The organism is Pseudoalteromonas denitrificans DSM 6059, from assembly GCF_900112265.1.
In the GTDB taxonomy this organism is placed as follows: domain Bacteria; phylum Pseudomonadota; class Gammaproteobacteria; order Enterobacterales; family Alteromonadaceae; genus Pseudoalteromonas; species Pseudoalteromonas denitrificans.
Genome location: NZ_FOLO01000009.1, coordinates 25,042 through 47,833, shown reverse-complemented (window position 1 = coordinate 47,833; position 22,792 = coordinate 25,042). Strand labels below are relative to the sequence as shown.

Annotated in this window: 18 protein-coding genes; 11 read left to right on the top strand and 7 right to left on the bottom strand. The window is 34.0% G+C overall.

The features are described 5' to 3' along the window. Positions 1 to 8: 8 nt before the first annotated feature. Positions 9 to 1,037: an alpha/beta hydrolase family protein gene (locus BM088_RS08140; protein ID WP_091982612.1), complete on the bottom strand. Its 1,029-nt coding sequence runs from the start codon at positions 1,035 to 1,037 to the stop codon at positions 9 to 11. A 286-nt stretch (positions 1,038 to 1,323) separates the two neighbouring features. Between BM088_RS08140 and BM088_RS08135 the strand changes: the two genes are divergently transcribed. After that, on the top strand, positions 1,324 to 4,461 hold the full coding sequence (locus tag BM088_RS08135) for a TonB-dependent receptor (protein ID WP_091982609.1): 3,138 nt from the start codon (positions 1,324 to 1,326) through the stop codon (positions 4,459 to 4,461). 50 nt (positions 4,462 to 4,511) lie between these two features. Here the strand turns inward: BM088_RS08135 and BM088_RS08130 are convergent, their stop codons facing one another. Next, positions 4,512 to 4,904: a hypothetical protein gene (locus BM088_RS08130; RefSeq protein WP_091982607.1), complete on the bottom strand. Its 393-nt coding sequence runs from the start codon at positions 4,902 to 4,904 to the stop codon at positions 4,512 to 4,514. A 302-nt stretch (positions 4,905 to 5,206) separates the two neighbouring features. Between BM088_RS08130 and BM088_RS08125 the strand changes: the two genes are divergently transcribed. From BM088_RS08125 to BM088_RS08110, 4 genes are all read left to right on the top strand, one after another. After that, a complete protein-coding gene (locus tag BM088_RS08125; RefSeq protein WP_091982605.1) occupies positions 5,207 to 6,235 on the top strand; it encodes a winged helix-turn-helix domain-containing protein in 1,029 nt (342 codons plus the stop codon). Between the two features lie 112 nt (positions 6,236 to 6,347). Then, complete coding sequence (locus BM088_RS08120; RefSeq protein ID WP_091982603.1) at positions 6,348 to 7,070, top strand: DsbC family protein; 723 nt, start codon at positions 6,348 to 6,350, stop codon at positions 7,068 to 7,070. Positions 7,071 to 7,178: 108 nt separating this feature from the next. Continuing rightward, positions 7,179 to 8,096 carry a hypothetical protein gene (locus BM088_RS08115; RefSeq protein WP_218156481.1) on the top strand — a complete coding sequence of 306 codons (918 nt, stop codon included), beginning with the start codon at positions 7,179 to 7,181 and terminating at the stop codon, positions 8,094 to 8,096. Positions 8,097 to 8,183: 87 nt separating this feature from the next. Beyond that, positions 8,184 to 8,897, top strand: a complete 714-nt coding sequence (locus BM088_RS08110) for a hypothetical protein (RefSeq protein ID WP_091982601.1) — start codon at positions 8,184 to 8,186, stop codon at positions 8,895 to 8,897. A 1-nt stretch (position 8,898) separates the two neighbouring features. Here the strand turns inward: BM088_RS08110 and upp are convergent, their stop codons facing one another. The 4 genes from upp to BM088_RS08090 all read right to left on the bottom strand — a co-directional run bounded on the left by upp (position 8,899) and on the right by BM088_RS08090 (position 11,994). Next, positions 8,899 to 9,525, bottom strand: coding sequence for a uracil phosphoribosyltransferase (upp, locus tag BM088_RS08105; protein ID WP_091982600.1), 627 nt, complete (start codon positions 9,523 to 9,525; stop codon positions 8,899 to 8,901). A gap of 127 nt (positions 9,526 to 9,652) precedes the next feature. Next, positions 9,653 to 10,264, bottom strand: a complete 612-nt coding sequence (locus tag BM088_RS08100; RefSeq protein WP_091982598.1) for a DUF1294 domain-containing protein — start codon at positions 10,262 to 10,264, stop codon at positions 9,653 to 9,655. A gap of 69 nt (positions 10,265 to 10,333) precedes the next feature. Next, on the bottom strand, positions 10,334 to 11,248 hold the full coding sequence (locus BM088_RS08095) for a histone deacetylase family protein (protein ID WP_091982596.1): 915 nt from the start codon (positions 11,246 to 11,248) through the stop codon (positions 10,334 to 10,336). Positions 11,249 to 11,328: 80 nt separating this feature from the next. Beyond that, positions 11,329 to 11,994 (bottom strand): glutathione S-transferase, encoded by a 666-nt coding sequence (locus BM088_RS08090; protein WP_091982595.1) that lies wholly within the window; start codon positions 11,992 to 11,994, stop codon positions 11,329 to 11,331. 113 nt (positions 11,995 to 12,107) lie between these two features. Here BM088_RS08090 and BM088_RS08085 point away from each other — a divergent pair, with 113 nt between their 5' ends. Continuing rightward, the gene (locus tag BM088_RS08085) at positions 12,108 to 14,366 is read left to right on the top strand and encodes a peptidase U32 family protein (RefSeq protein WP_091982593.1); all 2,259 of its coding nucleotides are present in this window, start codon (positions 12,108 to 12,110) and stop codon (positions 14,364 to 14,366) included. 330 nt (positions 14,367 to 14,696) lie between these two features. Beyond that, positions 14,697 to 15,575, top strand: coding sequence for a TauD/TfdA family dioxygenase (locus BM088_RS08080; protein WP_091982591.1), 879 nt, complete (start codon positions 14,697 to 14,699; stop codon positions 15,573 to 15,575). Between the two features lie 61 nt (positions 15,576 to 15,636). On the opposite strand, the gene BM088_RS08075 is transcribed toward BM088_RS08080, so the two are convergent. Next, complete coding sequence (locus tag BM088_RS08075; protein ID WP_091982589.1) at positions 15,637 to 16,098, bottom strand: RDD family protein; 462 nt, start codon at positions 16,096 to 16,098, stop codon at positions 15,637 to 15,639. Positions 16,099 to 16,422: 324 nt separating this feature from the next. Between BM088_RS08075 and BM088_RS08070 the strand changes: the two genes are divergently transcribed. The 4 genes from BM088_RS08070 (at position 16,423) to BM088_RS08055 (ending at position 22,764) form a co-directional block, all read left to right on the top strand. Continuing rightward, complete coding sequence (locus BM088_RS08070) at positions 16,423 to 16,911, top strand: RNA polymerase sigma factor (RefSeq protein WP_091982587.1); 489 nt, start codon at positions 16,423 to 16,425, stop codon at positions 16,909 to 16,911. After that, positions 16,908 to 17,549: a hypothetical protein gene (locus tag BM088_RS08065; protein WP_091982585.1), complete on the top strand. Its 642-nt coding sequence runs from the start codon at positions 16,908 to 16,910 to the stop codon at positions 17,547 to 17,549. The genes BM088_RS08070 and BM088_RS08065 overlap by 4 nt, the downstream gene beginning before the upstream one ends. Before the next feature lie 158 nt (positions 17,550 to 17,707). Then, positions 17,708 to 19,627: a S9 family peptidase gene (locus BM088_RS08060; protein ID WP_091982584.1), complete on the top strand. Its 1,920-nt coding sequence runs from the start codon at positions 17,708 to 17,710 to the stop codon at positions 19,625 to 19,627. A 383-nt stretch (positions 19,628 to 20,010) separates the two neighbouring features. Continuing rightward, entirely contained in the window at positions 20,011 to 22,764 is a 2,754-nt protein-coding gene (locus BM088_RS08055; RefSeq protein WP_177207982.1) for a TonB-dependent receptor plug domain-containing protein, read from the top strand. Positions 22,765 to 22,792: the final 28 nt, after the last annotated feature.

Here is a 22,792-nt window from a genome sequence, read left to right as displayed (position 1 = left end):
CTTTTTCTTTATAAGTATTTTTTAAACCAACTTGTTAATTCTTGATTTACTTCTTTGCGATATTTCCACAAACCATGATTACCTTCAGGGTACACAACTAATTTATGTTCATGACTTCTATTCTTTAATGCAGCAGCCATTTGAATTGCCTGTTCAACATGGACTCTTTTATCATTATCACCATGTAATAATAAAATTGGCGCACCTTGCGGTAGTTTATCTAACCATTTTATTGCTGAGCGTTTATATAGAGCTTCAGCTCTATTGTTTTTAAAGTTTGGCACTCTATAATTTAATACTCTTTCCATTTTTGGGCGTCTTTTAAGCGCCATTTCTTCATCATTATTACCGGCAACTATAGCAATGGCTTTGATATTTGGTAGTGATTTTGCTGCAATAAAAGTTTGCATGCCGCCTCTACTTTTGCCCATCATGCCAATGCGATTTATATCCGCATCGGGAATATGTCTAATTAATTGCATTAAGGCTAAAACATCATTGATATCAGCGCCACCAAATTCATCTTTACCATTATTTTTTATATACTTTGAACTCCCCCGATATTGACTGCCGATAACAATAAAACCTTGTTTTGCAATATCAGCAATAAAATCTATTTTGCTATAAAATTTAACATAACCATATTCACCATTACCTCCCCGATTATATATAAGAACAGGCAGTTTTTTATTAAATGAATTTCTAGGTTTTAAGTAATAACCTTCTATCGTTAAACCATCCACTTGGTAAGTAAAATTAATACATTCAAGGTTGTTTTTGACATAATCAAACTTTTCTTTTGGCATATTTTTAACAAAGCGCTCTTTGTTAAATAATTTTTTTGTTTTTAGACTTTGTTCAGTTAAAAAGTTAACCCAAAGTTCATGTGTTTCAAAAGATCCTTTAAAACAGCTTTCAGCATTATCAATTGTGATATTTTTTTGTACATAGTTAGCTTGGGAAAAGAAACTTGCAGCCAAAAATAAAGTCGCCAAACCAGCTTGTATATATCTCATCTGTACTTTTATTTTTTTCATTATTTATCAATATATTTAGGTATAAAAACAAGACAGCCTTTGTACCTAATTAATATTTAAATATCAATGTATTCAATTGTATAAATTAAAAAAAATCAAAATCACGGAACAATTAATCAGTATTACAAAATACATCTAAGCTAAGCGTGTAGTTTTTGTACTAAGTTCTTTGTTTTATGCGCAATAATTGCCTAAATTTACAATGGTGTTATTTTAACCATTACTGACACATGTGCCAGATTAAAAAATAATATCAATAAAATTAGACAACAAAGGGGATACAAACATGCGAGTCAATAAAATTGCAGCTGCAATCATTGCATCATCTATGTTACTCACTCAGCTACCAGTCATAGCATCAGATACATCATCGGCAATCAGGGGCCAAGTTTTAGATGTGACAGGCAATGCGCTGGCAAATGTTACCGTTGTAGTAACACATCAACCTACAGGTAAAACCAAAACCCTTACTACAACCCAAGGTGGTGTATTTCAAACTAAAGGTTTACCTGTAGGCGGCCCTTATACAGTGCGAATTACAGGTGGCACTGAGTTAAAGTTTAATAATATTGAAGATTTATTTTTACAACTTGGTCAAGTATCTAAGGTGAGTTTGACAGCCTCTGCGGTACAAAAAATTGAACGTATAGAAGTAAGTGGTCAACTTTCGATGGCAGGCGCTTATCGAAAAGGACCCAGCACAGATTTTGGTGAAGGAGACATTAACAATACAGCAGCTATCAGCCGTGACTTAAAATCAGTTTTACAGCGAGATTCTCGTATGGTTGTTGACCCAACTGCCGACGGTGGTCCTGCGCTTTCAATTGCAGGGGGTAATGTACGGGGTAATAGCTTAACCATAGATGGTGTTAAACAAAATGATGATTTTGGTTTAAATAAAAATGGTTACCCTGGCCGTCGTACACCTATCTCTTTAGATGCCATTGAACAGCTTGCCGTGAATATTGCGCCATTTGAGGTGAGTTATGGAGACTTTCAAGGCGGTAATGTGAATATCGTTACAAAGTCTGGTACCAATGAGTTCCATGGCTCAGCTTTTTATTATCGTTCAGACGACAGCATGGTAGGCGACGACAGTGAAGGTGAAGACCTTAACATAGGTGACTTTTCTGAAGATATTTATGGATTTACATTAGGTGGTCCATTAGTTAAAGACGTATTATTCTTTTTTGCGTCATATGAAAAGTTTGATGCTTCCAAACCTTATCAATTTACCTTAGATAATGAAAATGGAGTGGTAGATCCAAATGAAAAAATAGGCGTAACGCAAGCAGATTTTGATCGTATTTCACAAATTGCACAAGATGTATGGAATTATGATATTGGCGGTTACAATACCTCTTCTGATGAAGAAGATGAGAAAATATTGCTCAAATTTGATTGGTTTATTGATGATGATCATCGCGCTTCTTTCACATACCAAGATAACGAAGGTAATACGGTACGTGACTTTTGGGCTGAAACCTTTCCTAATGCAAATTGGGCAACGGCAGAGTCTAATCGTTATAATATGAATGAATCGCTTAAAGCCTATAGTTTGCAAGTATTTTCAGACTGGACAGATGATTTATCAACCGAATTTAAATACGCCCGCAAAGAAGTTAATACAGAACAAATACCTTTATTTGGCACCAACTTCGCTCAATTTTTAATTGGTACGCCAAATGGTGGTCAGCTATATATAGGACCTGATCAATTTCGTCATGCCAACGCACTATCCAACGATAGAGACATGCTAAAGTTTAAAGCCGATTATTATTTTAATGATGAACATTTTTTAACTTTTGGCATTGAGTACGAAAAGCTCGATATAGTGAATACCTTTGTATTTGGTTCATTGGGAATGACAACATTTGCAACTATTGAAAACTTTGAAAATAATAAAGGTTTTCATGTTTTTCAAAATGCATTAACAGGTAATGCCAATGATGCAGTTGATAAATTTGAATACAGTACAACAACCTTTTATGCTCAAGACGAATGGTCTATTACTGATGATTTAACCCTTACTTATGGATTAAGGTATACCAAATATAGCAATGATGACAAACCTATCTTAAATAATAATTTTGTATCTCGTCATGGTTACAGTAATCAAAATAATTACGATGGTTTAGAGTTATTAGAGCCTCGTTTTGGTGCTAATTATACCTATGATGACAATACCATTATTCGAGGTGGTTTTGGGTTGTTTGGTGGTGGTGCACCTAATGTGTGGTTATCAAATTCATATGGTAATGATGGTGTAAGAAAAACTTTTGCAGGCTGTGCTGATGATTGTTTTGATGGTAAAAGCACGCCACAAGCAGTGTTAGATTTTTTAGCTGTTGGTGGTTTTAGTGGCGGTAATAGTGATACCAATAGCATAGACCCAAATTTTGAAATACCCAGTACTTGGAAAGTCAATTTAGGCATAGAACGACGCCAAGATCTTGGCTTTTTGGGAGATAACTGGCAGCTCAGTGCCGATGTTTTGTTTAGTTGGGTAAAAGATGCCGCAATTTATCATGAATTAAATATGCATCAAGTCGATAACGCACCTGATGGTCGACCTATCTATGACTCTCCAACTCCCTTTGATTTAAGCCTTACTAATACAGATCAAGGAGAAGCTCAGGTTTGGTCATTTAATGCCAATAAGAACTTTTATACTGAATTTGGTAATTTCAATTTAAACATGGGGTATACCTATCAGGATATTACTGAAATTAATCCCGGCAATGCCTTTGTTGCCTTTGAAGGTTATTCGATGCCCGCAGATTCAGACTTTCAATCTGAAACACTTTATAACTCTGAATTTGAAGTCCGTCATATTATTGCGGCCAATTTGACTTGGAGTAATGAATTGTTTGGCGATAACCTCACGACAATTTCACTTATGTATAACGGTAGAGAAGGTCGTCATTATAGCCATACCATGCGAAGTTCTGGTACTTTTGGCGGGTTTGCTGGTTTTGCATCATGGGATGGTTATAACTCACAATCTCTCTATGTTCCAAATGGTGAAAGTGATCCTCTGGTTACCTATTCCGATGATTTTGATAAACAAGGTTTTTTTGATTACATTAATGGTACAAACTGCTTATCTGCAGGCACTATTTCACGTCGTCACTCATGTACCAGTAGCTGGATACATAGATTTGACTTACACATAGCACAAGAAATCAAAATTTCAGGTGAGCATAAATTAGAGTTAACCTTTGATATCGAAAATATTGGTAATTTATTGAATGATGAATGGGGCAGAGCCGAGTCTTATGTACAACCATTTAATGCGCCAGTAGTCGATGTCACTATCAAAAATGGCCAATATGTTTATGATAACTTTACTAAACCGACACCTACTGTGGCAAAAATACCTTCAGTTTGGAAAGCACAGTTTGGCATTCGTTATCGTTTTTAATTATTTTATTTAACATAAAAAGCAGCTGAAAAGCTGCTTTTTAACAATCGTTAAGCTCTAATATTTTCAGCGTTAATAGCATTAATTAAATTATTAACCCAATTAACATACTGACGATGGATTTTTTTTCCATTATATTTCAAGTTAATTGAATCTTTATATTCAATTGAGTAGTTTTTTTCATCATGGCTAATTAAAACAACAAGTTGATGAGTACGTATATTTAAAGTAGCTTCAATAAGGCCACTTTTAATAATTTTAGTTTGCCAGCCTAGAGAAATAGCCCCTTTAATAATAGATCTTTCAACAAGCGTTGAACTCACCTCAGAGTTACCATATTGAGGAATCGTTTGGTCCATATAATTACGAACAGGTATAGTAGTACTACAAGCAGTAAGTACAAAAAGAACATATGTAAAGAATATTAGATTGCGTTTTTTCATTAGAACTTTAAATATTTGAATGATATGAGGATCATATTTTTAAACACTTTTACTGTAAAGAAATAATACGTTAAATATGAAAATAAAAGGAATGACATAATAATCAAATTTTTAATATGAATAATAAACCAGTATGTCTTGAGTATTATTCTGATTTTTTATGAATTTAGACGATTTTATTGTCAGAAAATGCATTATATATTTAATCATTCTTCAGCTATAAAAATATAAGACATTTACTTTCTTGCAGCTTTCCCTCTTACTTGTTAAGTTTTATAAAAATAAGAGTATAAGTCCCGTTTATGTCACAGTATAAATTTGCCCAATTTCAATTTAACAGTCAAACCTATCGGTTAACAGTGAATCAAATAAAGCATGACATTCGTCCAAAAACAGCGCTGTTATTGGCCTATTTAATTGAAAATCGCCATAAAATCATTTCTAAAAAAGAGCTTTTTTTATCTGTTTGGCACACTGAACATGTGCAAGATCACACTCTATTTCAAGTGATCAGCGAGATCCGAAAACTTTCTAAAATAGAGTTAATACGAACGCAACCAAATTTAGGGTATCAATGGGTTGCTGTTACAAACCAGCTAAAACCAAAGGTTAAAAAAACTTATTTAGCGATAGCTGCAAGTCTCACTTTTTTAATAACAAGCTCCATGTTTCTCATGCAAGAAAACCAAATGAGTAAAAATGAAAGTACCTTACCAGCATTAAGTGCTTATTCTAAAGGTGTGATAGCTCTAGAAAAAAAACAATATTTAGAAGCTGAGAAATGGCTAAAATTTAGCTTAAATGAAAACCCAAGTTCAGTTGAAACAAAATTTTTACTTGCAGAGAGTTTATTTCAGCAACAAAACCTGACGGCATCAGAGTTATATGCGAGAGAAATTCTAAATAATAAAAATCAATCATCATATAACTACTCTATGGCATCTGATTTAATGAGCCGAATCTATGCACAACAAGGTCTTGTATTTGATGCTTTACAATATGCGATTAATGGAGCAAACGCACTCAATACATCACACTCTATTTGCACAATTGCCGCAACCGATGAGCGAATACAAGTGCTCTTAAATCAAATTGATAATATACAAACGTCGACATTGCTTCAAAATAAGTTAACCAAAAATAATTACAAAAGCCAGCAAAGAGATAACAAACTTGCTAATCAAGTGAAACCAGATAAAAATTATTTAGAACTGTGTGAACAAGTTAAAAAAACAGCGACTCATAATAAACAAGCGCTTTGCATTGAATTACAAAAACCACCTTTTTTAGTTGCAATGAACACTTACACCCATTTATACAGAACATCTTAATCAATTGTTTTATAATAAAATATAGATAATTATAGATGTTTTTAGATTTATAAACTAACAAGATTTGATAATTTCTAATATAACAGATAGAACATTCCTAAGGCGTTATATTATGAAACCAAAATTATTCAAGCTTGCTTTATTATTATGCTTTTTTTCATTAGACACAGTTGCTAAAGATGAAGTTAAACCCTTAATTGACCCTAAAACAATCAGCAAAATAAAGGCAATTTTTAATACGCAATCAAATATAAAGGTAAAACCCTTTGACTCTCAACTCATTGAAATAAACCTAGGAGCAAAAACATTATTTGCCAGTCCCAATGGAAAGTATATTTTTGCAGGACCAGTCATTAATACTCAAAACAGAACAAATATTGTTGATACAAAAGAAAAACAATACCGTGCAAATAAAATAAAACACTTACCAGATAATATGCAATTGCGATTCCCTGCAACAACAGAAGCGCAACACACAATAACACTCTTTACTGATATTGATTGCGGATATTGTCGACGTTTTCATACTCAAATTCCTGAGCTAAATGCCAAGGGTATTTCAGTCAATTACATAATGTTGCCAAGGGCAGGGTTAAATTCAAAATCATTTAATAAAACGGTGTCTGTTTTATGCTCTGACGACCCACAAAAAAATATGACTCTTGCAATGAAAAATCAGTTTACTAGCTCTCAAACCTGTAAAAACTCAGTTACAGAACAGCTGGCTTTAGCAAACGAGTTTGGAATTAGTTCCACCCCAACACTAATATTACCTGACGGCACGATTAATATCGGTTTAGTAAACTCTGAGCAGTTAATAAATTTACTCAATTAAAAAGGAATATAAAAAAAACATTAATTAATGAACACAATTATAAGTTGAATAAAAATTCTAAATCTAATTTAATGACCTTATAAATAATTTATTGATTAACTGCATAAAATGAAAAAAATAAGCATAGTATTATTAGTCGCAATTGTCAGTTTTGCCATTTATAAAAGTAAATATACTAATGCTGCTAATGAGACAATTCCTTTAGTAACAAACTTATTTGAGCAAGCAATTGGACAAGGCGCACTAGAGTTAAAAGATATCAATGAAGCATCAGGTTTAGCAGCTAGCAGAAGTAATTCAAAAGCTTATTGGACACATAATGACAGTGGTGGAATAAATCGATTATTTTTATTGACAACTAAAGGTGTTAATTTAGGGAGTTTCATATTAGAAGGTATTAAAGCGAGAGATTGGGAGGATATGAGCATAGGTGTAGGCCCAAAATCTGGCATAAACTATTTATATGTTGCTGACATTGGCGATAACAGGGCGCAATACGATGAAAAAGTAATTTATCGTTTTCCTGAACCTGACGTTAGTAACATTACCACTCCTAAAGTACATACAATATCTAAAAAACAAATAGATATTATTCGTTTTCAATACCCCGACGGTAAGCGTGATGCCGAAACCTTAATGGTAGATCCACAAACCAAAGATCTTATTATTATTTCTAAACGCGAAAAGAAAGTGCACATGTATATTGCACCTTACCCTCAGTCCTTAGACAAAATAAATATCCTGAAAAAAGTGGGCGTATTAGATTTTCAAAAAATTGTTGCTGGAGATATTTCCCCAAATGGTAATGAAATAATTTTAAAAGATTATAATAATATTTATTATTGGAAAAAAACGGCGAATGAATCGATAGAAGCCTTACTAAAAAGCAAACCTAAACGTTTACCATATATTCCAGAGCCTCAAGGAGAAGCAATAGCCTGGGCACTCGATGGTAATGGCTTTTATACCCTAAGCGAAGCATCTTTTGGTATTGACACCCAACTCTATTTCTTTAAAAGAAAATAAAATTTACACATGAGCTTATTCAATATTGTTATTTAGAGATTGATACGATTAGAATAAGCTTAAACTAAGTGCAATAACGATATCTTGATGAAATCACATATTCAAACGATGATCACCTTACTTACAAATAAAGACTTTAAAGCTTTATTAGCGCATTATATGCAATCAAGTGAGCTTGAAAATATCGACCAATTGGCTTTCACTTTTCAGCAAGGGCAAAAATCACTATCTGTATTTGAGTTTTATCAACAAATTGCGACTAAATTCATTGAAAGCAAAGGATTACCAGAATTACTTATTTCTCAAATTAATACCAGCGATGCATTAAGCTTTTTTACCCCTGCATTACAGATTTCTGAAAACTTTAACAAAACTAATTTACAAAAACGAAATGTATTTCACTATTTACTCGCAGGTAAAAAACAAACCGACACGCTTAATATTCCACCATTTAATTATTTACGTTCTATGATGTTATTTGAAAGTAATGAAACATTAAGTGCCGCTTTATTACAACGAGACTGTAAAAACTTAACACCAGTTGAGGCTTATTTTTTTGCCAATGCAAATTTATTAACTTTACCTAATCATGAACTGACCGCTTTACTGGCTTTAATAGAGATAGAAACCAAACAACAAGTAATAGATTTTAAAAATTACCCTAATATCATCAAAGCCGTTAAAGGTTTATGCGACAAACAAAAACTCTCAATAGATGACACATTACAACGCACTTTATTAATCGCAACTTATTATGGAAAACCCACCAGCCAAGTGGGCAATGATCTCGCTTTTTTATAAACTACTTAGTACCAAAGATTTTGTCACCTGCATCACCTAAACCCGGTAAAATATAACCCGCTTCATTTAAACAGTCATCAACTGAAGCAGTATAAAGTTCAACGTCAGGGTGAGCTTTTTCCATTGCAGCAATCCCCTCAGGTGCAGCAACAAGTACTAATGCCCTAATTTGCTTACAACCGCGCTCTTTTAATAAATCAATTGTTGCTATCATTGAACCACCAGTTGCTAACATAGGATCAATAATCAATGCTAAACGTTCATCAATTTGACCTACTAACTTTTCAAAATAGACTACGGGTTCTAAAGTCTCTTCATTACGATACATACCAACGACTGAAATACGCGCACTAGGAATAAGTTCTAATACCCCATCCATCATGCCAAGGCCAGCCCTTAAAATAGGCACCACAGTAACTTTTTTTCCTTTAATTTGCTCTACTTCAATTTCACCATTCCAACTATTGATGGTTTTAGCTTCTAAATCAAAATCTTTAGATGCCTCATAAGTCAGTAAACACCCCACTTCTGACGCCAACTCTCTAAAACGTTTAGTACTAATGTCACCCTCACGCATTAGGCCAAGTTTATGTTTAATGAGGGGATGATTGACTTCAACAACTTTCATAATTGACTCCGAAAAGAAATAACTAATAAATTAGGCCACATTATAGGGGCATATTAAAAATAAATATCTATATAAATCAAGGTTTGGTTAAACAACCGTTTATTATTTTTGATAGCTTAAAAATTTTTTAATAAAAACTAATAAATATTAGCGTGTGTATTCCATAAGGTGAAAGTAGCCAAGCCAATGCGGCACAATTAGTAAGCACACAAAACCAAAATTTTATCTGAAATACTTGTTTTTTAGATTTGTGACGTAATAACTGCTGCGCAAAAGTAGCCCCCGGCCAACCGCCTATTAAGGCTAATATATGTAATGTACTTTCTGGAGTGCGCCATTTCCCCTTTTGTGCCTTAATTTTATCAATCGCATAGACAATAAAAGTAATAAAACTGAGTCCAAAATAAAAATGAATTAAATTAATAGGTACTTTTCCAAGAAACCCTGCAATGGTAATTACAATAAAAAATGTGATAGTAAAGAAGAGAGTAAATTTATTTTGTTTATTAATCTTTCTCTTTTGATATTTCTCACCTGAAAACAATACATCACAAGCGCAGTAACGACCTTGATTATCTTTACGAATTGAAAAACAAATAGAGTCTTGAAATTTAGGGGTGCGATCTCTATTCACTAATGAATTTTTATGTATAAATACATTTTTTCCACCACAATTAGGAGCAATAAAACCAAACCCTTTTTTGTTATTCCATGAAATAATTCTGCCATCTAATCGCATGTATTTCCTATTCCAAAAATCTAATTTTTTAAAGGTTTATATCATAAACCTATTTTCCTGACGCCAACATTACCCGAACTCATGTGATAATTTATATGCCTCCTCAACAGCAATAGCATGACGTTGGGCTAAAGCTTGTTCATTTTTATCATAACCTCCACCAATAACGGTTGCGACTGGAATGTTAAGCTCTAAGCAACGCTTTAATATGTAATTATCACGAACTCTAATCCCCTCTAAACTGACATTCAATAAACCTAAAGGGTCATCGCTAAAAACATCAACACCGGCATCATAAATAACAAAATCAGGTTTACTCAAAGTTAAAGCTTGCTCAAACCCATCAGCCATCATTTTTAAATACACATCAGTGCCCGTATCTCGTGGAATATTAATATCTAAATCACTTTGCGCTTTACGAGCAGGAAAATTTTTTTCACAATGCACTGAGCAAGTAAATACTTTATCGTTATTCTCTAAGATACGCGCCGTACCGTCACCTTGATGAACATCCACATCAAAAATTAACACCTTTTTTACTTGTCCTTGGGTAATAAGTGTATTGGCAGCGATTGCCAAATCATTCAAAATACAAAAACCTGATGCAAAATCATAATGCGCATGATGAGTACCACCAGCTAAATGGCATGCAATCCCACTTTTTAATGCTAATTGGCAAGCTAAAGTAGTGCCAACAGGGGAGATAAGAGTGCGGCGTAATAATCCTTCACTCCAAGGCAGGCCCATTCTGCGTACTTCTTTATCTGTAAGTTGGTTATTAACAAAGCGTGATAAATAATCGGGGCAATGCGCATTTTCTAAAAGTGCCATTTTGGCACTGCCTGGCCTAAACGTATTACTTGAAGTCGCAATGCCTTTTTGTTTTAAATATTGATGCAACAAGTTAAATTTTTGCATTGGAAAACGATGTTTTTCAGGAAAGGCATAACTATATTCAGGATGAGTAACCAAAGGTAATAACATTTAAAACTTAATAGATGCAAAAAATATCATGATACTGCTGCTTATATATAAGCGCAAATGTGAGAACTAAAGCAATGTGGTTACTTATCGCCAAAAATAATCATTTCTTTTGATTCTAACCATAATGGATATTCTTTCATTACTTTAGAAAACAATGCACTTTGTAAATAGCTATTAAGCCAAGCTCTCACTTTTGGATAAGGTGATTGTAAATACCACTTGCGCTCAACTCTGGCAAATTTACGAATAAATGATATTAATGCGATATCCGCTAAACTTTCATTTTCTGACATTAGAAAATCATATTTATTTAGTCTTTGTTCTAAATCATTAATGTAAACTTCACAATCCTGGCGATACTGTTCGACATTGTCATCATGATAGCGCTTCGCTGCACTATATTTATCAAAAGCGACTTTAAAACCAATATCAAAATCTTCTATCAATTTTAGCATTTCAGGTAATATTGATTCATTATGACTATGTAAAAGATCATTTGGATCACTTTTATTTAAAGCCCAAAGCATCACCTCTAAGCTTTGATCTATTACTAATGAAGGTGAAACGACTAATGTAGGCACCTCACCTTTTGCTGATGCAGCAATCATCTCATCTGGTTTATTACTTAAAACAATATCTCGCAAAATAACCTGCTGTTTAGATTTAAAAATACCAAACCTAGCACGCATTGCATAAGGACAATTTCTTAATGAATAAAGTATTGGTAAATCAGCAGGTTCTTTCATTTTAATTTTTGCTTTGGCTTTATATGTACTAATAATACACTTTAATTATGTTCATAGTACAAAGATGTATGTAAAATCCCCTCCTTTAAATTTAACAGATACAAGTTGTAAACATGAATCCTGAAATTGAATTATTAGCGCCTGGTGGCGATGTCGATGCAATTAAAGCAGCGATTATAGCTGGTGCCGATGCCGTTTATTGCGGTTTAGATACCTTTAATGCCCGTAATCGCGCATCTAATATTTCTTTTGATGAACTAATTGGAATTATACGACTTGCACACCAGTATGAATGTCAAATTTTTCTAACACTGAATATTGTTATTCTTGAAAGAGAATTTAAAACACTTACTAAGTTATTAAACAAATTAGTTAATACCACTTTAGATGGTGTCATTGTTCAAGATCTTGGTATGTTTAATCTGCTTACTAAACATTTCCCAACGTTAGATATTCATGCTTCAACACAATTAACAACACATAATGCTGGCCAAATTCCATTTTTGAAAAAGTTAGGTGCATCACGTGTTAACTTATCTAGAGAGTTAAACTTAAAAGAAATCACAGCCTTAACCGCAGTTGGTCGTGAACATGACACATTAACGGAAGTATTTGTACATGGTTCATTATGTGTTGCCTTCTCAGGTTTATGTTACTCAACGTCTGCGAGTGTAGGTAATTCAGGTAACCGTGGTCGTTGTAGTCAAGCCTGTAGGGAAGAATATGAAACCACAGAATCAGGTAACAACTTCCCTTTAAACATAAAAGACAATTCTGCGTTTTTTGATTTACCGGCATTAATCGAAGCCGGTGTGCATTCTTTTAAAGTTGAAGGACGTATTAAAGGTTCAAGTTACGTACATACAGTAATTGATAGCTTTAGAAAACAAATTGATGGCTTTTTAAAAACGGGCGAATTATTAGAAGATGGCGAACGTTTATATAAAGTATTTAATCGTGACTTTACTAATTCATTTTTAAAAGGCGATTTAAACCAATCAATGTTTATTGATAATCCGCGCGATAACTCAAAAGATCACGCAATCAATAAAAGTAATGCAATTTCAGTTGTGCAAATTTTTGATGCCAAGCAAGAACTTCATCAAGAAAAAAACATTATTAATGCCACTGTAGATGACAAAATAAAACATCTAAGCATTGAAAAAGTACCGCTTACATTAAGTTTTTCAGGTGAAGCAGGTAAGCCATTAACTTTGACGGCCACAACTGAAGGCTTTTCGATTGAACAACAAACTTATGTTGTTATATCAGACTCTGAATTAAGACAAAGTGATAAAGTTAATTTTGATGCTGAACTATTAGCGCACAGATTTAAAAGCTTAAATAATGCGGGCTACAACTTACAACCTATTAATACTGATGAATTAGAGCCAGGTTTATGCATTACTTATAAAGAGCTTACGCAGATTAAAAATAAAGTATCGGCTTTATTGAATGAATCTCAAGAAATTGTCGCTGAAGTGACATTGCCAAAATTAGTTAAACATGAAAAAACTGAGTCAGGAACTAAATTATCAATTCTAATTTGTGATGAAGTTGATGTGAAATTAGCAGATACAACTGATGCAGATATTTATTTTAAACTACCAGATGCTTACAAACGTGGTTGTACTAAATATGTTGACTTCTTAAAACAAAACCCAAGGCTGATACCTTGGTTCCCATCTGTACTCATTGGTAAAGATTACGACGTAGCACTCAATATTTTGCAACAAGTAAAACCTGAACTGATTGTAACTAACAATACAGGCATCGCTTTTGAGGCGCATAAGCTAGGTATCAAATGGATAGCAGGTCCATTTTTAAATATCACAAACTCTTATGCACTCCTTGCAATGAAAGAAACCTTTGATTGTAGCGGTGCATTTATTTCAAACGAAATAAACCGACAACAAATACAAAATATTGCTCGCCCTGAAAACTTTAAAATGATGTACAGTATTTATCATCCAATTTTATTAATGGTCAGCAGGCAGTGTTTCTTCCAACAAAGTGTTGGTTGTGAAAAACCGCGTATTGATAATGGTTGTATGTTGTCATGTGATAAATCTACCAGTATCACTAACTTAAAAGGTGACTCTTTTGCCATTGATAAGCAAAAAGCCGGTTACCCTAGTATTTATAATCAAGATCAGTTCTTAAATATGGAGATCATCAGTGATCTTTCTCATTTATTTGATAACTTTATGATTGATTTAACAAACATTGGCGCTGGTGATAAAGAGTCGCCCAATAAAACACAGTTAATAAAACACTTTGAACAACTGTTACAAGGGGAACCGGCAGTGCAAAACGCACTTGATGCCATGGTTGAGCACAAAACAAATATTCAATATCACAATGGCTTATAAGTGCCTCAATACCATACAACTGTACTAAGGCTATGAAAATCTGATTTTTAAAGGGCTATAGATAAATTTAGAATTTGACCCTAAGTTTATCTATAGCCCAAAACATAACGACTGAAATTAACGACAACACAGCTTTATAAATATGCATTCAACAAACTTTTTTATTAGTTCTATACATGCCTCTTAAAAAATGCCCATCAAAAGGCACGAAAACTTCATCACAGATTACTAAAAATAATAACCTTGCCTTAAGTTAACGTTAAGAAAAATAGACCACACTGGATTTATCAAACTGACTAACAGTAATTATAAATCATTTAGGTGAACCCGATGAAGAATTTATCTTTTATGAATGACCAAACCATAGATGGCCAATTACATAACAAACACATAACTCCAGAGGTAATTTTACAAGCTAAAAAGCAATTACATTCTCAAGGTTGGGCTTTATTACGTGACTTTGAACACAATTTAACAAGCTTCGCGCAGCTATTTAATAATTTTTGTAATAAATTAACTTTTGATCCCGCACGTGACTTTTCAAATAATATGAGCCAAAAAGTAGATGCTGGTACATCCGCAATAGGCCTACATATAGAAAATGGTAATACGCCCTTCCCACCAGATGTCATTGCTTTTTACAGTCAAAAAAGTGCACAGCAAGGCTCACAAACAACTTTATGTGATGGACAGCAAATTTTTAATGCTATGACTCCTGAATTAAAAGCGCTTTTTAATGAACCTATCACTGTAGAACGTACTTTACCTGAAGTTTTATGGAAACGATATATCGCCTCCGAGCACCCATTATTAGATAACCCTGAGCAGGTAACAATAGAACACGTAAAGCAAATGATGTCGCAAATTCCTGGACAAACAGCAAGTTTAAATGAACAGGGTGAACTCAATTATAAACTTGAGTTTTCTCCTTTAATAAAAGGAAATGAGGGTAAACTTGCTTTTGCTAACGCAATTTTAGGCCCCTCTTTTAATTATCAAAAGCCACGATACTTTTTTAAAAATGGTGATGAATTAACAGATCAATTAAAACAAGAAATAGCTACACTTGCAGAAAAGTTCACGATTGAACATAGCTGGAAAAATGGCGATATGATATTAATTGATAATACACGAATAATGCATGGTAGACGTGAAATAGCAGGAAACCCTGAAGAGCGTAAATTAATTATCGCTATGGGTATTAGCTAAAGCAAAGAAGCTAAAAGCTCCATTTCTTGCGTGTAAACTTTAAATTTACACGCACTTTATTTTATTGTGTTCTAATCACCACACTACCCGCTAACATATCATGCCAACCACGGTTTTTATCATCAATTAAAATCCAAATAAAGCCTAGTCCCAGTGGAAGTGCAGAAATAAAATAACCAATATACCGTACAATTGATTGTCCAACAGAAAGATTATCACCTGTTTTGGCATCCACAACTTTTGAATTTAAAAACATTTTTCCGGGTGTCGCCGCCTTATAAACCCAAAAGATCACAACCAAAATTAAAGGCAATAACTCATCATAAATAAGTGTATTGATACTCCATTCACTTTGCTGCGCTAACCAGTCTGAATTACCATAAAACATAGAAAATAAAATTGAGAGGAGCACACTTAGCATAATGCCATCAATTATAAATGCAGCACTACGACGTATAAAACCTGTATGTTTTAAAAAATGAATACTATTTTGTTGTTCAAGATCTGCATTTATACTTGTCATATGATTCCCCTTTAAATCTCTATGTAATCATTAAATGAATTATGTGGTTACAGCAAGTATCAGCTAATAGCGAAACAAGAAAGTAACTTTAATGACAAACGGTGAAATAATAAGCATGAATGCACAATACGAATTTTAGATGTTTCTTTATGGTAAAAAAGATTCTTTATCAATTAAAATCATAAGTACAGTCAGAATAATTAGCTCTCATTTTTCACATTAAAATATTTAAAAACTCATAAATTTTTACTCTGAGTGTAATAATCACAGTTTTACAGCCACTAACTATAAAAATAATAACAAAAAATAGGATTTCAAAATTACATGGGGAGTGATTTTTACACTACATATATTTTACCTTACGCTGCTATCATTATAAAAATATGCCGAGCATATACCAATAGTCAGCAAGATTTTGAAGATTATTACCAAGAGGTTTGTTTGCAAATTTGGCGAAGTAAAGACAACTTTAATCAAGCGTCTCAATGGTCAACCTGGATTTATAGATTGTCACTTAATGTTTGTTTAACGTATTTAAAAAAGAAAGACAATCAAAGCTTTGCATCCGACTCTTTACCCGATGAGGCTATAGACGATAGTCAGGCATTTTCAGATGATGCAATAAACCAATTATATTCTGCTATAAAAAAACTCTCTGAACTAGATAGAGCTGTTATTTTGCTTTACTTAGAAGAGCGACCATATCAAGAAATAGCCGACATAATTGGGACTAATCGTAATAATATTGGTGTCAGAATAAAACGCATTAAACACCGACTCAACCAACTTTTAAAAATTGAGAGTGATACATGAAAGATTCAATAGAAACAATTTGGAAACAAGGTTTTATGCAAGATCACGATTTACTAACCCCCAAAATTAACAATCTTTATGCGCAAAAATCAAAAAATATCGTTGATAAGTTTCATCGCATGTTTATTATCAATCTATGGGCATTGTTGATAGGAGCTGGAATAATATTAACGGCATTATCAGTTTTTGGTTTTCCCTTTTTAGGCGCATTTATTTTTTTTCTCGTTATGACTTTAATATGGCAAGGTAAAAATGAGTTAACTCTTTTCACTAAACTTGATAAATCAGATAGTAGTTACCAATATCTAAAGTCTTTTCATGTGTGGATTCATAACCAAATGGATCATTACACTAGGATTTATCGTTTTTTTTATCCATTACTTTTTTTAAGCATTTGCATTCAATTTAGAGTCAGTGATCCAGGTAGCCAATTAATGCAATTTTTGGCAGCTGACTTTCCAAATGCTTTACTCTTATTTGACACACCTCTTTTTGTTGTATTAATCGTTTTGTTTTTTTCCTTAATATTAGCTTTTTTTGCAAAAGCACTATATCGCGCAGATTTAGATTTGGTTTATGGCAATACCATCAAAAAACTTGAAGAAATCATTGATGAAATGGAAGAGCTCAGAAATTAACCAAAGCGTAGTAAGAAGTTATTTTTATTACCCTCCACTAAAGTACCACATATAGAAACATACTGTTACATATCCAAACTTTTATGCTATTGCAATTATTTGATTAGTTAATGAGTATAAATAAAACACATATAATAACCCCATAAAAGGAATGTAAAATGCTCAAAAGAACAATTTTATTTTCAGCTATGACACTTGCTGTTGCAGGATGTAATAGCACTTCAAATATATCACCAAAATCAAGTACTGCAATCGTTAAAAATCAAACTCAATTTGAACATTATTCTGCAGAAACTTTTTTTGATACCACTAGCATCATGGGCAGTTCATTCTCTCATGATGGACAACGTATTCTTGTAAGTTCAGATGAAACTGGCATTTTTAATTTATATTCTATAGATGTAAAAAATGGACAAAAAATTCAATTAACTGAATCAACAGACACCACTTACCCTGTGCGTTACTTTCCAAACGATGAGCGTATATTGTTGACACGAGATCAAGGTGGTAATGAGCTATTCCATCTTTATGTACAAACACCCAATGGCACTATTACCGATTTAACACCTGGCGATAACGTACGAGCAAGTTTTAACGGCTTCAGTGATAATGAGAAATCATTTTATGTATCAACCAATGAGCGCGATGCAAAATTTATGGATTTATATCGTTACGATGCTAAAACCTATAAACGAAAGCTTGTTTATCAAAATAATACTGGTTTAAATGTTCAAAGCATTAGTCCAAACGATGCATTTTTAGCATTAGGTAAATCAAATTCCAATAAAGACAGTGATATTTATTTACTTGATCTCAACAAAAAAAACGCAAAACCTAAACTTATCTCTGATTTTAAATCTGAGGCCCAAATATTTGCCAATACATTCTCTAGTGATAATAAAGACTTATATTACACAACCAATGGCCAAGGTGAATTTAGCCAAGTATGGCGTTACAACCTTAAAAGCGGGCTGCATAGTGAATATTTAAAAGATGATTGGGATATTAATACAATTTATTTTTCAAAATCAGGAAAGTATAGAGTTAAAATTGTTAATGAAGACTCAAGCGCCAAAGTAAGTATTATTGATACACACTCTAATCAGGCTTTAAATATGCCAAATCTACCAGCCGGTAGCTTAAGTAGCGTCAATTTTTCAGCCGATGAATCTCATATATCATTTTATTTAAACTCAGATACTTCACCTAACAACCTATATAGTTGGACTGTTGGTAGTAGCAAAATACAAAAACTTACCTCATCATTAAGCCCCAAAATCAACTCTGCTAATTTAGTACAAAGTACCATAGCGCGATTCAAGAGTTTTGATGGTTTAGAAGTGCCTGGCGTGCTTTATAAACCAAAACAAGCCAGTGAAACAAACAAAGTACCAGCAGTTGTTTTTGTCCATGGCGGCCCTGGAGGCCAAAGCCGTACAGGATATAGCGCAATGAAACAGCATTTGGTAAATCAAGGTTATGCTGTATTTGCCGTTAATAACCGTGGCAGCTCAGGTTACGGTAAAACATTTAATCATCTTGATGATAAAAAACACGGTGAAGACGATTTACAAGATATTGTTTGGAGTAAAAAATATTTACAAAGTTTAGATTGGGTTAATGCTGACAAAATTGGCATTATGGGTGGTAGTTATGGCGGCTACATGACAGCCGCTGCATTGGCTTTTGAACCAGAAGAATTTAAAGTGGGAGTTAATATTTTTGGTGTTACTAACTGGGTAAGAACCCTTACTTCAATTCCACCTTGGTGGGAAAGTTTCAAAAAATCACTTTATGATGAAATGGGCGACCCTGCAACAGATGGAAAACGTCACCGTCGTATTTCCCCGCTATTTCACGCAAAAAACATCACCAAGCCATTAATGGTGGTTCAAGGTGCTAATGATCCAAGAGTATTGCAAGTTGAAAGTGATGAACTTGTTGAGGCAGTAAAGGCAAATAATGTACCAGTAGAATATGTATTATTTAATGATGAAGGCCATGGTTTTACTAAAAAAGCCAACCGCATTACAGCTTCAAATGCCTATGTCACATTTCTTAATAAATATTTAAAGTAAATCTCTATCGGTACTACTTTAAAATACAGGTTTAAAATTTTAAAGTAGTATCATTATTTTATAGGAAAGATTTAAGTAAAATTTTCTCAATAACAAATAGAAGTCCGTAAAAATTATAATCAAGTTCATCCCACACCTTTATTCAAATGCGAACTATCAGCTTGTAGTGGTCAACTAATTCCGGACATTAAATTAATTCACTATATAAGGTTCAATCTCTTCGTCTCATAAACCTCGCCTCTCATGCAAATAAGCCTACCGCCTAAGGATCTGTTGTAGTTATTTGATGTTACAACTTTTAGTTTGTATTTGTGCTTGCTCAAAAAAATACCAAAAAGAGTTATTTAACTGAGCACAAAGATATAATCAAAGGAGAATTACAAGTGAAAAGATTTAAACATTCATCATTGAGCATTGCGATTAGCTCTATAATATTAAGCGGATTTTCTTTAAATGCAATTGCAGCGCAAGAAATAGGTGCCCAAGAAGTTGAGCGAATTGAAGTAACAGGATCTAGAATTAAACGCTCAGATCTAGAGTCATCAGTACCAGTGTCCGTTTTTACTGCTGCCGATATTAAAGCATCTGGTGCACCAACATTAGAACAATTTGTGCAATCCTTACCTATAATGAATGGACGTCAATATGGTAGTAATATAAATAACGCAGGAACCGGTGAAGTACAGGTTAGTTTTCGAGGATTAGGTTCTTCAAGAACGCTTGTATTGTTAAATGGTAAACGTTATAGAAACGACATCACTAGTATACCTATGGCTGCTGTTGAGCGTGTTGAAGTAGTACGTGATGGTGCTTCAGCAATATATGGCTCAGATGCAATTGCAGGTGTAATGAACTTTGTTACTTATACCAGCTATACAGGTCTAGAATTTTCGGCACAACATCAAGAAACGTCAGAGGGGGATGGTACAACTTCAACTGCTGGTTTTGTTGGCGGAGTTGAATTTGATAAAGGTAATATCGTTTTCTCAGGGGGTTTTGAAGAGCGTGATACTATTTACGGAAAAGACCGTAAATTCAGCTCATGTGTACCAAAAGAGGTAGGTACAGGGGCAGATCGAAAACTCGAATGTGGTGGCTCTACATTTTCCCACCCTGCCAGTTTTTCATTTCAAGCAACCGATGGCTTGCCTGATATAAGTGGGCTACAGGTTCTAGATGGTAATTCATACAGAGCTTTTTCTGAGCCAACCGATGGTTATAATCACTCTGAAGTAAGTATTTTATATCAACCACTTAAAAAACATAATTTTTTTACTGCTATGAATTATGATTTAATTGATGAAGGTTTTACGACCGCTAGGTTTAGTTCAGAGTTTAACTATACAAACCGTATTTCTAACCAGAAAATGGCACCTGTAGGCACGTTTTGGCAACCAGAAATGTCAGTAGATCATCCAGATAATCCATTTGGTCGTGATATTAACGTCAGAAGAAGATTAGTAGAGACAGGTGGTCGCTCTTGGAGTCGTGAAGTAGATCAATACTCATATTCACTAGGCTTTAATGGTGAATTTCAAAATACTTGGGCATGGAATGCCTCTTACACAAACAACCAATGGAAAGAATTAACAGACCAAGGTGGTCGTGTAAATCAACTTAGAACAGGCTTATTATTAGACCCTCAAGGGTGTGCTGGCAACTCAGAATGTAGCCAAGTTGGTTTATGGAATCCTTTATTACCTGATTCCTTAACACAAGATCAACTCGATTGGATAATTGTGCCTTTATCTGACTATAAACGCCAAAATGACTCTCAATTTCAAGTCAACTTAGCTGGAGATACAGGTGAGTTTGAATTGCCGGGTGGTACAATTTCTTGGGCTATAGGTTATGAATATTTAACGACTAAGTTACTTATAAAGCCTGATGGTGCTGCCGCTATGAACGAAGTTTATGGCGTTACGGCTGATGCTACTCAGGGGGCTTATAATACAACATCATATTATGCAGAAGTTAATTTACCTGTACTTGCAGACTTACCTTTTGCTAAACGTTTAGATATATCCGGCGCTATTCGCCGAACCGATGTGAATATTATAGATAAAGCAGAAACAACGTCAAAAATTGGCATTGAATGGCGCCCTGTTGATGGTCTATTACTACGCGCCAGCAACTCGGATGGTTTCCGCGTTCCCACTATAAGAGATTTATTAGACCCTCAAGAAGAAAGTGCTGATAATCATACTGATCCTTGTCACTCATTTTCAGCGTCATCAGATGCTAACATCATTGCAAACTGTCAGGCTGATGGATTAGCCTTTGGTTGGGAGCAACCCGATGCTCAAACGGGTGCATGGACTGGCGGTAATACCGAAGTACAACCTGAAAAATCTACCTCGAACTTAATAGGCATGGTTTATTCACCTAGCTTTGTAGATAATTTAACGATTACATTAGATTATTATGATATTGAAATTGAAAATGTCATTGCTTCTTTAAGTGCGACAACCATAGCAGCACAGTGTTATGGCAGTTCAAATTTCTCCTCTCCTTTATGTGCTTATATGGAAGGGGCTGCGGAATATGGATTACCGGCTTCACCAACATCATTTAGACGTGATGCAGGTGGCTCACTAAAAGGAATTCGTAGAACAACACAAAACCTTTCAGTGCTAACAACTTCAGGTGTTGATTTTGATATTGACTATTCTGTTGAGGCATTAGGGGGAGAATTTAATTTTAACCTAGAAGGTACTTACGCTTCTAAACTTGAAAGAATTGAAGCCTCAGGAATAGCGCCTACTGAATTAGTCGGTTTCTACGGCAATGACCCTATAAATGCAGGTATAGGTACCTTTAATCAAATCAAAAGTAACTTTACAGCCCGATATAGCCAAGATGAGTGGTCATTATCATGGACTGCACGTTATATTGATGAAACAGAAAACTTAATACCAAATGATACTAACTTAGTAAATATTGCACCAGCATATACGTATCATGATGTACAAGGTGTTTATCATCTCGATATGTTTACGTTTGCAGCTGGTATTCGTAATTTAGCAGATAAGCAACCACCTTATATATCAGGTGTTGATAACTCTTCTGGTACAATTAGGGGTACGTATGACTTGTTAGGCCGCCAGTATTATTTACAAACTACAATTAAATTTTAATTCCGTAATTTAATTGTCATAAACTCAG

Coding starts and splice junctions, on each gene's coding strand:
- BM088_RS08140 (WP_091982612.1), bottom strand. CDS start 1,037: ATGAAAAAAATAAAAGTACAGATGAGATATATACAAGCTGGTTTGGCG.
- BM088_RS08135 (WP_091982609.1), top strand. CDS start 1,324: ATGCGAGTCAATAAAATTGCAGCTGCAATCATTGCATCATCTATGTTA.
- BM088_RS08130 (WP_091982607.1), bottom strand. CDS start 4,904: ATGAAAAAACGCAATCTAATATTCTTTACATATGTTCTTTTTGTACTT.
- BM088_RS08125 (WP_091982605.1), top strand. CDS start 5,207: ATGTCACAGTATAAATTTGCCCAATTTCAATTTAACAGTCAAACCTAT.
- BM088_RS08120 (WP_091982603.1), top strand. CDS start 6,348: ATGAAACCAAAATTATTCAAGCTTGCTTTATTATTATGCTTTTTTTCA.
- BM088_RS08115 (WP_218156481.1), top strand. CDS start 7,179: ATGAAAAAAATAAGCATAGTATTATTAGTCGCAATTGTCAGTTTTGCC.
- BM088_RS08110 (WP_091982601.1), top strand. CDS start 8,184: ATGAAATCACATATTCAAACGATGATCACCTTACTTACAAATAAAGAC.
- upp (WP_091982600.1), bottom strand. CDS start 9,525: ATGAAAGTTGTTGAAGTCAATCATCCCCTCATTAAACATAAACTTGGC.
- BM088_RS08100 (WP_091982598.1), bottom strand. CDS start 10,264: ATGCGATTAGATGGCAGAATTATTTCATGGAATAACAAAAAAGGGTTT.
- BM088_RS08095 (WP_091982596.1), bottom strand. CDS start 11,248: ATGTTATTACCTTTGGTTACTCATCCTGAATATAGTTATGCCTTTCCT.
- BM088_RS08090 (WP_091982595.1), bottom strand. CDS start 11,994: ATGAAAGAACCTGCTGATTTACCAATACTTTATTCATTAAGAAATTGT.
- BM088_RS08085 (WP_091982593.1), top strand. CDS start 12,108: ATGAATCCTGAAATTGAATTATTAGCGCCTGGTGGCGATGTCGATGCA.
- BM088_RS08080 (WP_091982591.1), top strand. CDS start 14,697: ATGAAGAATTTATCTTTTATGAATGACCAAACCATAGATGGCCAATTA.
- BM088_RS08075 (WP_091982589.1), bottom strand. CDS start 16,098: ATGACAAGTATAAATGCAGATCTTGAACAACAAAATAGTATTCATTTT.
- BM088_RS08070 (WP_091982587.1), top strand. CDS start 16,423: ATGGGGAGTGATTTTTACACTACATATATTTTACCTTACGCTGCTATC.
- BM088_RS08065 (WP_091982585.1), top strand. CDS start 16,908: ATGAAAGATTCAATAGAAACAATTTGGAAACAAGGTTTTATGCAAGAT.
- BM088_RS08060 (WP_091982584.1), top strand. CDS start 17,708: ATGCTCAAAAGAACAATTTTATTTTCAGCTATGACACTTGCTGTTGCA.